Origin of the sequence: Alishewanella agri BL06 (genome assembly GCF_000272005.1) — a bacterium.
GTDB lineage: Bacteria > Pseudomonadota > Gammaproteobacteria > Enterobacterales > Alteromonadaceae > Alishewanella > Alishewanella agri.
This window is the reverse complement of record NZ_AKKU01000001.1, coordinates 358,569-369,888: the sequence shown is the minus strand read 5'-3', so window position 1 is coordinate 369,888 and position 11,320 is coordinate 358,569. Positions and strand designations below refer to the sequence as shown.

9 protein-coding genes are annotated in these 11,320 nt (G+C 52.0%); 2 read left to right on the top strand and 7 right to left on the bottom strand.

Features of this window, described 5'->3' with window-relative positions; genetic code table 11:
- Positions 1-82: 82 nt before the first annotated feature.
- Complete coding sequence (gene lrp, locus AGRI_RS01705) at positions 83-568, bottom strand: leucine-responsive transcriptional regulator Lrp (RefSeq protein WP_008983298.1); 486 nt, start codon at positions 566-568, stop codon at positions 83-85.
- Positions 569-703: 135 nt separating this feature from the next.
- Between lrp and ald the strand changes: the two genes are divergently transcribed.
- Together ald and cspE are read left to right on the top strand one after the other, a co-directional pair.
- Positions 704-1,822, top strand: coding sequence for an alanine dehydrogenase (ald, locus tag AGRI_RS01700; RefSeq protein WP_008983297.1), 1,119 nt, complete (start codon positions 704-706; stop codon positions 1,820-1,822).
- Positions 1,823-2,196: 374 nt separating this feature from the next.
- Positions 2,197-2,409: a transcription antiterminator/RNA stability regulator CspE gene (gene cspE, locus AGRI_RS01690; protein WP_008983296.1), complete on the top strand. Its 213-nt coding sequence runs from the start codon at positions 2,197-2,199 to the stop codon at positions 2,407-2,409.
- A gap of 174 nt (positions 2,410-2,583) precedes the next feature.
- On the opposite strand, the gene AGRI_RS01685 is transcribed toward cspE, so the two are convergent.
- From AGRI_RS01685 to glgX, 6 genes are all read right to left on the bottom strand, one after another.
- The gene (locus AGRI_RS01685) at positions 2,584-4,035 is read right to left on the bottom strand and encodes a glyceraldehyde-3-phosphate dehydrogenase (protein WP_008983295.1); all 1,452 of its coding nucleotides are present in this window, start codon (positions 4,033-4,035) and stop codon (positions 2,584-2,586) included.
- Between the two features lie 133 nt (positions 4,036-4,168).
- Positions 4,169-4,558: a peptide-methionine (R)-S-oxide reductase MsrB gene (msrB, locus tag AGRI_RS01680; RefSeq protein ID WP_008983294.1), complete on the bottom strand. Its 390-nt coding sequence runs from the start codon at positions 4,556-4,558 to the stop codon at positions 4,169-4,171.
- 39 nt (positions 4,559-4,597) lie between these two features.
- Positions 4,598-6,304: a methyl-accepting chemotaxis protein gene (locus AGRI_RS01675; protein ID WP_237713000.1), complete on the bottom strand. Its 1,707-nt coding sequence runs from the start codon at positions 6,302-6,304 to the stop codon at positions 4,598-4,600.
- Positions 6,305-6,472: 168 nt separating this feature from the next.
- The gene (purT, locus tag AGRI_RS01670) at positions 6,473-7,651 is read right to left on the bottom strand and encodes a formate-dependent phosphoribosylglycinamide formyltransferase (protein ID WP_231728867.1); all 1,179 of its coding nucleotides are present in this window, start codon (positions 7,649-7,651) and stop codon (positions 6,473-6,475) included.
- A 5-nt stretch (positions 7,652-7,656) separates the two neighbouring features.
- The gene (gene gndA, locus AGRI_RS01665) at positions 7,657-9,186 is read right to left on the bottom strand and encodes an NADP-dependent phosphogluconate dehydrogenase (RefSeq protein WP_008983291.1); all 1,530 of its coding nucleotides are present in this window, start codon (positions 9,184-9,186) and stop codon (positions 7,657-7,659) included.
- Positions 9,187-9,271: 85 nt separating this feature from the next.
- Positions 9,272-11,320: a glycogen debranching protein GlgX gene (glgX, locus tag AGRI_RS01660; RefSeq protein WP_008983290.1), complete on the bottom strand. Its 2,049-nt coding sequence runs from the start codon at positions 11,318-11,320 to the stop codon at positions 9,272-9,274.

Here is an 11,320-nt window from a genome sequence, read left to right as displayed (position 1 = left end):
TTTCTGGCATGATTGCGGCCAGTCTAGCTAACCGAAGCTGAACGCCAGCTTAGACGCGACGTCCGGCACTTTGTGCTGTTGCTCAGGGTATCGCCACAAAACTGCTTTGTTTGACTTCTTCCATCACCACATAAGTTCGGCTCTCGCGCACACTGGGCAGCCGCAGCAGGGTTTCTCCCAACAGTTCCCGATACGCCGCCATATTGGCAACCCGGGTTTTTAATAAGAAATCAAAACTGCCCGACACCAGATGGCATTCCTGAATCTCGGTTAACTTCTGCACCGCTTTACTAAATTCATCGAAATCTTCCGGTGAGGTTTTACTCAGGGTAATTTCTACAAAGACTAACAAGGCAGCCCCCACTTTATGCGGGTCAACCTGGGCGTTATAACCGAGGATAAAACCTTCCGCTTCCAGCTTGCGCACCCGCTCCAGACAAGGTGTGGGACTTAGCCCGACCCTTCTGGCCAGCTCGACATTGGCTAAGCGGCCATCCTTTTGTAATTCCACCAGAATTTTGCGGTCAATCCGATCTAACTTCTTGACGCTCTTATTTAAAGAGTACATAGCAGCATAAAATTCCAACACGAGCACGTAAACAGGATTTTCTACTATTTTGGCGTTTTAAAACAAGCATTAATTCTGGTTTTTTATCGCTATACTGCGCAAAAATTTTACCCAAACCCAACCAAGGTGAAACTTATGATCATCGGTGTACCAAAAGAAATAAAAAACCATGAATACCGTGTCGGCATGACGCCTGCCAGCGTCCGTGAAGTCATTGGCCACGGCCACAGCGTCTTTGTTGAACACAATGCCGGTATTGGCATCGGTTTTACCGATGAAGATTATCAGGCGGCCGGTGCCACTGTGCTGAGCACGGCAGCTGAAGTCTTCGCCAAAGCCGAGATGATTGTTAAGGTAAAAGAGCCACAAGCCGTTGAGCGCGCCATGCTGCGTGACGGTCAAATTCTGTTTACTTATCTGCACTTAGCGCCGGATCCAGAGCAAACTGCCGATCTGATCAAATCAGGCGCGGTCTGTATCGCTTATGAAACGGTAACCGACAGCAAAGGCGGTTTACCTCTGTTAGCACCGATGTCAGAAGTGGCCGGCCGGATGTCAATTCAGGCCGGTGCCCGAGCGCTGGAGAAATCTTGTGGTGGCCGCGGTATGCTGTTAGGTGGTGTACCAGGCGTAGCGCCAGCAAAAGTTGTGGTGATCGGTGGCGGCATGGTCGGTACTAACGCCGCGCAAATGGCGGTAGGTTTAGGTGCCGATGTGACCGTTCTGGATCGTAGCGTAGACGTGCTGCGTCGCATCAATGCGCAGTTTAACGGTGCCGTTAAAGCGGTATACTCTACTGCGGACGCCCTGGAGCAGGAAGTGTTGGCAGCTGACTTAGTGATCGGTGGCGTGCTGGTACCAGGCGCAGCAGCACCTAAGCTGGTGACCAAAGAGCATATCAAACGCATGAAACCAGGTTCAGCTATTGTTGACGTGGCTATCGATCAGGGTGGCTGTGTTGAGACCTCTAAGGCGACCACGCACGCTGATCCAACTTATATCGTTGATGACGTCGTCCACTACTGTGTTGCTAACATGCCTGGCGCGGTACCACGCACGTCAACTTTCGCCCTGAATAACGCGACGCTGCCATTTATTCTGCGTTTAGCCAATAAAGGCTACAAACAAGCGCTGTTGGATGACCAGCACTTGCTGGCCGGTTTGAACGTGTATCGTGGTAAAGTGACCAACGAGGGTGTTGCTCAGGCGCTGAACCTGCCATTCGTCGCGCCAGCCGAAGCTATTGCCGGCTAAGTTAATCCTGTGTTACCCAAGGCCGGTTCTCCGGCCTTTTTTTATGAGTGAAGTTTGTGACTGGCAGCGTCCATTACCCCGCGCAGCGCTTATAAACCTGCTGCAAACTTATACTGACAGCGGCATTATGGCAGTAGTTTGCTATTTCGCTAAATTATTCACCGATAAAGCTATACATTCCTGCAATACCTGTTATAGTGATGTCCGGCCTGTAGTACAGACCTATGTAACAACTTGTTTTTGAAAACTTCGCTACACAGCTTCGCTTGTAAGTCATGTCCTGAAGATTCACGCACGTTTGGCCACATAAGTAACAGTCAGGCTAAAAGCGCATTTTGCGTTATTACATTTATCAAAATTTTTAGGAGTCTCTCATGGCTAAAGTAACTGGTGTAGTTAAGTGGTTCAACGCTGACAAAGGTTTCGGTTTTATCACTCAAGACAACGGCGGCGCTGACGCTTTCGTTCACTTCCGTGCTATCCAAACTGATGGTTACAAAACCCTGAACGAAGGCCAAAAAGTGGCTTTCGAAATCGAACAAGGCCAAAAAGGCCCACAAGCTGCTAACGTAACTGTTATCGGCTAATTCGATACCGAATTGCAAGAAGCCAGCCTAGTGCTGGCTTTTTTTATGGCTGCTATCCACTGCACTTATCCACAGCACTCCGGTACCGGTACGAGCTCAGAGGTCAGGCCGGTACCGGAGTGCTGTGGATAAAAAAACCCGCTGCGAGGCGGGTTTTTTAGTAGCGGATTACGCTTATTTGGCAACTGGCAGCGTTGGGTATTTGATGCCGGCCATTTCGTTCATCACGCGGGTTACCTGTACACTGTAACCGAACTCGTTATCATACCAAACGTATAACACGCAGCGGTCGCCATCAACAATGGTCGCCTGAGAGTCAACCACGCCGGCGTAGCGTGAGCCAACCAGATCTGACGATACGATTTCAGTTGAGCTGGTAAAGTCGATCTGATCCTGCAGCTCTGAGAATAAAGAGGTATTTTGTAAGAACTGGTTTAGCTCGTCTTTGCTGGTTTCACGGTTCAGGTTCAGCGACAGAATAGCCATTGACACGTTTGGCGTCGGCACCCGGATCGCATTACCGGTTAACTTGCCTTTTAGCTCAGGCAACGCCTTAGCTACGGCACTGGCAGCGCCCGTTGAGGTCAGTACCATATTTAATGGTGCCGCCCGGCCGCGACGTTCAGCTTTGTGGAAGTTATCGATCAAATTCTGATCGTTGGTATAAGAGTGTACCGTTTCAACGTGACCGTTACGAATACCAAACTCATCGTTCAACGCCTTTAATACTGGCGTAATGGCATTAGTGGTACAGCTGGCTGCTGAGACAATTTTATGCTCGGCCGTGATCATATGCTGGTTGACACCATACACCACGTTTGGCACATCCCCTTTGGCCGGTGCCGTCAGTAATACTTTGGCTGCCCCTTTGCTCTTCAGATGCACCGACAGGCCGACGTCATCTTTAAAGATACCGGTGTTATCGACGATCAGCGCGTTATCGATACCGTAAGCAGTGTAATCCACTTCTTCCGGTGAATTGGCATAAATCACTTTGATAAAGGTACCATTGGCTTTAATACCCTGATTCTCTTCATCTACTGTGATGCTGCCATTAAAGGGGCCATGGATCGAGTCACGACGCAATAAGCTGGCGCGCTTTTCCAAGTCACCCTGCTTACCACCACGGACAACAATAGCTTTTAAACGTAATTTAACGCTTGGGCCAGAGCGCTCTAACATCAACCGGGCCAGTAAGCGACCAATACGACCGAAACCGTACAACACCACATCAACCGGTTTAACCTGATCTTCATGGTCCAGAATATCCGCCAGCTCACGCGCTAGATATTGTTCCAGCGTTAACCCCTCAGCGACATTTTTATACAGAAACGCATAAGCCAGTTTACCGATATCAACCCGGCCCGGCGCCAGATTCATCTTACTAACGGCTTCTAATACCGGAAAGCTTTCCCGCAGACGCAGCTTTTGACCTTCAAAACGTTGTACGGTTTTATGGGCTTTAATAATATCGATTGTAGTCGCGCTGACCAGCGGACGACCATAAATCACCACTTCAATGCCTTTATTACGGTACAGACGGCCAATAATTGGCAACATATTTTCGGCGTATTCCTGGCGCTCCTGCCAGCTCTTCTGGTACTGCTCTGCGTGTGATAGGGTCATTTTCAGGCCTTTTACTTCAATAAGATGAATTAATCGGAGTTGCCCTCGCCGCTTTCTTGTAGGGTACAGCGGTCATGAAAGGCGGCCTATTGTAATGGATTATGAAACCCTACCACAACAATTACAGGTTTTTTTAGGCTTTAGTCGTATGTTTAAAGCTTAAAGACACGGAATTAACGCAGTAGCGCTGCCCCGTCGGAGCCGGACCATCGTCAAAAACATGACCCAGGTGACAATCACAAGTGGCACAGAGAATTTCAATGCGTTGCATACCATGGCTGTGATCAGGTTGGTATTTTACCTTGTTCTCAATGGCCTGGTAAAAGCTGGGCCAACCACAGCCAGCATCAAATTTGGTTGCGGAGTCGAACAGCACCGTGCCACAACAAACACAATGATAGGTCCCATCGGCGGTATGGTGCAGCAGTTCACCGCTAAAGGGATACTCAGTGCCTTTTAAGCGGGTGACCCGATATTGCTCATCGGTCAGGCGCTCCCGCCATTGTTGTTCAGTTAATTTCATCTGTACCTCAGCACGTCACAGAGTTTCTCACTTGAGTTATTATACGCGGAAGCCAGCCAACAGATTATTTAATTCCCGTGCCATCTGCCTTAACTGGCTGCTGGCACCTGCCAACTGTGCCGCCTGCTCATGGGTTTGTTGCACCGCCTGAGCAATTTGCTCCATATTTTGATTAATGCCACCGGCGACCATGGCGAGCTCTTCGGTCGCACTGGCCAGTTGATCGTTAACATCGGTGATTTGGGCAACAGCACTATTGATCCGCTGTAAGGCGCTACTGGCTTCAGAAGAACGGGCTATAGTCAGGCTGGCTTCCTGCTGGCTTTGTTGCATGGAATTCACCGCCCGGGCAGCATCCTGCTGAATACCTTGTACTCTGTTATTAATATCCTGAGTGGAACTGGCCGAACGACTGGCCAGGGTTCGGACTTCATCAGCCACTACGGCAAAGCCCCGCCCCTGTTCACCGGCCCTGGCGGCCTCAATGGCGGCATTTAAGGCTAACAAGTTAGTTTGCTCTGCAATGCTGCCAATCACCTCGGTCACCGCACCGATTTGCTGACTGCTGTCAGATAACTCCGACAACACCGAGGCCACCTGTTCCACCTTGTGTTGTAACTGATTAATCGCCTCCAGAGTTTGACTCACCGCAGCCGTGCCCGCTACCGCTTCCCGATCGGCATCCCGCGCCGAATGTGCCGCCGTAGTGGCATTACGCGCCATATCATCGCAGGTGGTACTCATTTCATGCACTGCCGTCGCAACCTGAGTGGTTTGCTCCATTACCTGCTGCAATAACGCCTGACTTTGCTGGCTGGAACTGTCCAGCGCCTCAGATTGCTGATTAAGACCACTAACCAGCGCCCGCTGTTGACTAACCAGGTCGCGCAACCGCTCAACCAGGGCGGCGACTGCCGCCAACAAACTATCCTTATCGCCGGCTCGCAGACTGATAGCCGCGCTAAAATCGCCGGCCGCAACCTGTTGTACTAACTGCCGGGTGTAGGCCACTTCGCCGCCGAGTTGCCGCAATAACCAGCGCCGGATATACAGAGAGACCGCTATCGTTAACAGCATGACCAGTACTATGACCAGCGCCAGCTGCAAAGCGGTTTGCCAGAATGTCTTGCGGACATCATCAATATAGATGCCGGATCCCAGCACCCAGCCCCATTCCTGATCTGCAATGACATAGGAAAGCTTAGTGTAACGCTCTTCAGTTACCCCGCCACCGGCTAAGGGTTTAGTCCATTGATATTCGACGAAGCCACTGCCATAGCGTTCGATGGTATCGACAAAGGTTACAAACAAGTTCTGGTTATTCAGTTTGTGCTGTTGACGACCATCGGCGCTGCGCATCAGGGTGGCATAATTGAAGCTGGGGCGGTCCAATACCGTGCCTTCAAGTGCCGGTACCGTGGGATGCATCACCATTTTAGGAAAAGGTTTACCTAAATCGTTAATCCAAATATATTCCACTTTGTCGTAGCGCAGTGCTTTAATTGCCCCCAGTGCCGCCTGCTGTGCTTGCTCACGACTCATCACACCGCTTTTAGCCAGCTGCTGATAATGTTTAACTAACGACATTCCAACATCAATGACAGCCACGACACGCTGTTCGCGTCCTTCAATCAATTTTTGCTGGAGGGAATGCATCGCAACGGCAGCAACTAATAAGAAACCGGCGAGCGCCAGGATGGGTAAGAACAATAGCCGGCCAGCGGCACTAGACCAAAAACTCATCATTATTCTTCCTGCAGACTTCTGTGCTTCAAGCATAGCTGTCAGGAGAAGAAACACCAAAAGATTTTATACAACAAGAGTTTATTACTAAATAAGGAACATTAATCTGCACCGGCGCCAGACCAATACTCTCGTCGTGGTGCCGATCTGCTGACCGACACCACAGACTGATTACTTAAGCGTTACCGTTAGCTGCCGCACAACCGCCAAGGCTTTAGCTGTTGCAGCCTCAGTGCTCTGGGCCAGCGCCAGCGCCACACCCATTCGCCGCTCGCCCTGCACTTCCGGCTTACCAAAGAGCCGCAGCTCTGTATCAGGTTCACGCAGCGCATCGGCTAAACCGGCATACTGAATATTCTGGCTCTGTCCCGGTACCAGCAACACGGCTGATGCAGCCGGGCCGTACTGCCTGATCTGTGGAATAGGTAAACCCAAAATGGCGCGTGCATGCAGCGCAAACTCGCTCAGTTGCTGCGAGATCAGCGTCACCATACCGGTATCATGCGGCCGGGGTGAGACTTCACTAAACCAAACCTCGTCGCCTTTGATAAAGAGCTCAACACCGAATAAGCCTTTACCGCCCAGTGCCTCTACTACAGCAGTCGCATAGGCTTCCGCTTTTTGCCGTGCCATAGCTGACATCTGTTGTGGCTGCCAGCTTTCGCGGTAATCGCCTTTTTCCTGGCGATGCCCAATGGGCGCACAAAATTGGATCCCGGACACCGAATTCACTGTTAACAAAGTAATTTCATAGTCAAAATCGATAAAGCCTTCCACGATGATCCGGCCCTTACCGGCACGGCCACCTTCCTGCGCATAGGCCCAGGCCTGCTCCAGATCGGCATCCGAGCGCAGCACGCTCTGGCCTTTCCCTGAGGAGGACATAATAGGTTTAACCACACAGGGATAACCAATAGCCGCGACTGCGGCCAGAAAGCCGGCTTTATCTTCCGCAAACTGATAGGGTGAAGTCGGTAATTGCAGCTGCTCGGCGGCTAAACGGCGAATCCCCTCGCGGTTCATCGTCAGATTAACGGCTTTGGCACTGGGTACCACGTTAAATCCGGCCTGCTCCAGCTCGAGCAATACCGAGGTGGCGATGGCTTCCAGCTCCGGCACTATCAGGCTTGGCTTTTCGCTGATCACCAGCTGGCGCAGTGCGGCGTTATCCAGCATCGAGATCACCACGGCTTTATCAGCCACCTGCATCGCCGGCGCATTCGGATAGCGGTCAACCGCAATTACTTCACAGCCGTAGCGCTTTAATTCAATACACAGCTCTTTACCAAGCTCACCGGCACCTAATAACAGCACCTTGGTGCTACTGCTGGTACCCGGGGTTCCGATTATTGTCGTCATTTAATTTTCACCATTGGCCGCTCTGGGTGGCTCCAATCTACGTGATAAGTCTTACCTTTGGCCTTGTCGGTCCGTTCAAAGGTATGGGCACCAAAATAATCGCGCTGCCCTTGCAGCAGGTTGGCTGGCAACACTGCAGTGCGGTACGCATCGTAGTAACTCAGCGCTGAACTTAGTGCCGCAACCGGAATACCGGCCAGCGAGGCATTGGCAACCGCTTTACGCCAGTTTTTCTGATAGACCGAAATTTGCTTGGAGAAAAACGGATCCAGCAGCAGATTCTCCAGCTCGTCGTTGCGCTCATAAGCTTCACTGATCGACTGCAGGAATACCGCGCGGATAATACAGCCGGCGCGCCAGATCTTGGCAATTTCGGCGAAATTCAGCTGCCAGCCCTGCTCTTCCGCTGCCGTTTTCATTAAATGAAAGCCCTGGGCATAGACACAGATCTTGGCGCAGTACAGCGCATCATGCAGCATCTGAATCAGCTCCGCCTGCTGCGCTTCGCTATACAGGTTTTGCGCCGGACCCGCCAGCACTGTCGCGGCCTTGACCCGCTCGGTTTTAAGAGCAGAGATAGAACGGGCGTACACCGCTTCAGCTATGGTTGGCGCCGGGCTACCCAGCTGCAGGCTACTGACCGCAGTCCACAGGCCGGTGCCCTTTTGGCCGGCTTTATCGACAATCACATCGACCAGCGGCAAGCCGGTTTCACTGTCTTTCGTCGCCAGTACCTCGGCACTGATGCCGATTAAATAGCTATGTAGCGGGCCTTCATTCCAGCGCCGGAAAATGTCAGCAATCGCCAGCGCCGACATGCCCAGCACATCGCGCATCACCTGATACACTTCGCAAATCAACTGCATATCGGCATATTCAATGCCGTTATGCACCATCTTCACATAGTGGCCTGAGCCGCTGGGGCCAATATAGCTGGCGCATGGCTCACCTTCGGTAACCGGATTACCCGGCTCAAAGCGTTCGATAGCTTTGCCGGTGGCCGGATCAACCTTGGCCGCAATGGCCTGCCATAAGGGTTTAATCCGGGTCCAGGCATAGGGATCGCCACTTGGCATCAAGGAGGGGCCAAAACGGGCACCGACTTCACCGCCGGAAACGGCGGTTGAGAAAAAGATAAACTTACCTTCAAAGCTTTTTTCCCGCGCGACAGTGTCGGTCCACAGGCTGTTACCGGTATCGACCACGATATCATCGGCCTGAATGCCGGCATCAATCAACTTGTGGCAGACATCATCTACGGCTTTACCGGCGGGAACAGAGAGAACAATCAGATGGGGGGCAGAAAGGCGGGATAATAATTCGGTGTAGGAGCTACAGCCAATTACCCGCGGCGGCTGGTCACCGCGCTCTGCGGTATCCTGCGCCAGCACGGCTTCGAGCTTTTGCAGATCGAGGTCAAAGGCCGCCACCCGGTAACCATGATCTGCCAGGTTTAAGATCAGGTTTTTGCCCATTACGCCGGCTCCAACGAAGCCGATATCACACAGTGGTGTGTTGTCTGTCATTTGACGATCCTTTAAACAGCAGAGAAATGCGCCTTGGCGCGGCTCGAAAAATGGCCGGCATTATAGCCGAATAACCGGCATAAGCCTACTGCCAGACTGACAGGCTGTGCGCCGTTTGCAGCCATTGGCTGGCTTGCAGCGGTTTAACCGGTTGTAAACCATCATCCAGCGCGGTATCAAACACCAGTTGCCGGCTGTTGCCCGGAAATAACACGGCTTCGTTACGGGCCGAACCATTAATCAGTACCAGCAGGCTTTGCTGACTGTTGGTATTGATAATCTCCAGCATACAGCAGTTAAGTTCGGCCTGATGCCAGTGTTGTTCCTGCATCGGCGTGGCATCGAGTAAATACCAGTGCACCTGATGTTTGTCACCATGCAGCTGATACTGATCGTCCAGTAAACTCAGCTGCTGCAGGCAACTAAACTGGCTACGCAGTGCTATCATCTGGCGTACAAACTGCAAAAACTTCGTACTATGGCCATCCAATTGCCAGTTAAGCCAGGAAATCGGATTATCCTGACAATACGCATTATTATTACCGTGTTGGCTATGGCTGAGTTCGTCACCGCCCAGCCAGTGGATAATGCCCTGACTCAGCAGCAAGGTCGCCACCAGATTACGCTTATGCTGATACCGGGCGGCGACGATTGCCGGATCTGAGCTTGGGCCTTCGACGCCATGATTGCTACTCAGGTTATGACTATGGCCGTCCCGGTTTTCTTCACCGTTCAGCCAGTTATGTTTATGCTGGTAACTGACCAGATCCTGCAGCGTAAAACCATCGTGATAGCACAGATAATTGACACTACAACTGGCCGGCTTATGGTGCTTTTGGAAAATATCGCGTGAGCCCAGTAAGCGGGTGGCAAAATCTGGCAAGGTGCCACTGTCACCGCGCCAGAACGCGCGGCAGGTATCGCGGAACTTGTCGTTAAGCTCAGACCAATGCGCCGGGAACTGCCCCAGATGGTAGCCAAAGGGCCCGACATCCCAGGGCTCGGCAATCAGCTTGGCCTGCGACAGCACCGGATCCTGGGCGATGATTTGGAAAAAGGCGGCATAGGGATTAAAGCGTTTATGCTCACGGCCCAGCGTTACCGCCAAATCAAAGCGGAAGCCATCAACCTGCATCTCAGTCAGCCAGTACCGCAGCGCATCCAGTACCATTTTTTGCAGCGCTGGGTGTGACAGGTTTAACGTATTACCACAGCCGGTAAAGTTGCAGTAATTCTGATAATCAATCATTTCACCATGGCTGTGAAACAGATAATACTGGCGGTTGGCCAAACCGCGGAAACTGAGCACCGGGCCATCTTCGCCCGCTTCAGCGGTGTGGTTAAAAACGACATCCAGAATCACTTCCAGCCCATGCTGATGCAGGGTGCGAACCAGGGTTTTAAACTCCTGCACCGCATCTTCTACCTGATAGCGTGGCTCGGGTGCAAAAAATGCCAGCGGGTTATAACCCCAGTAGTTGGTGAGCTTCAGACTACTTAAGCGTGGCTCTGCCATAAAGGCCGCCACCGGCAGTAACTGCACCGTAGTAATACCCAGTGCTTTTAAATGCGCGATCACCTCTGGCTGACACAGACCAAGGTAGGTACCGCGCAATGCTTCCGGTACCGCCGGATGCTGCATGGTCAGGCCCTTGATATGCGCCTCGTACAGTACGGTTTTTTCGCGTGGGATCTGTGGCTTAGTGGCGCCCTGCCAGTCAAACTCAGTGCTGCTGAGTACGCCTTTGGCCAATGAATAGTGACTACGGCTTAAATATTGCTGTTCATGCCAATATTGTGGCCGGTTTAACTGCCGGCAATACGGGTCCAGTAACAACCTGTTACTGTCAAACAATAAACCGCGATCCGGCTGATTCGGGCCTGCGGCTTTTAGTGCATAGAGGGTGCCCTCAGCGACGCCCTGCACCTGCAAATGCCAGATCTCCCCGGTGCGGCCACTAAAAGCAATTTCCGCCAGCAGCTCTTCCGTATCCGGGCGGAACAAACACAGTTGCAGTCCGGTCGCATCCGGGGCATAGACGGCGAAGTTCCAGCAGCCGGCACTCAGTTGCGTTGGCCCCAATGGCGCCGGCTTGCCAGGACTCATTTTTAACAGTGCTATCTGATCGGCCAT

Coding starts and splice junctions, on each gene's coding strand:
- lrp (WP_008983298.1), bottom strand. CDS start 568: ATGTACTCTTTAAATAAGAGCGTCAAGAAGTTAGATCGGATTGACCGC.
- ald (WP_008983297.1), top strand. CDS start 704: ATGATCATCGGTGTACCAAAAGAAATAAAAAACCATGAATACCGTGTC.
- cspE (WP_008983296.1), top strand. CDS start 2,197: ATGGCTAAAGTAACTGGTGTAGTTAAGTGGTTCAACGCTGACAAAGGT.
- AGRI_RS01685 (WP_008983295.1), bottom strand. CDS start 4,035: ATGACCCTATCACACGCAGAGCAGTACCAGAAGAGCTGGCAGGAGCGC.
- msrB (WP_008983294.1), bottom strand. CDS start 4,558: ATGAAATTAACTGAACAACAATGGCGGGAGCGCCTGACCGATGAGCAA.
- AGRI_RS01675 (WP_237713000.1), bottom strand. CDS start 6,304: ATGATGAGTTTTTGGTCTAGTGCCGCTGGCCGGCTATTGTTCTTACCC.
- gndA (WP_008983291.1), bottom strand. CDS start 9,186: ATGACAGACAACACACCACTGTGTGATATCGGCTTCGTTGGAGCCGGC.
- glgX (WP_008983290.1), bottom strand. CDS start 11,320: ATGGCCGATCAGATAGCACTGTTAAAAATGAGTCCTGGCAAGCCGGCG.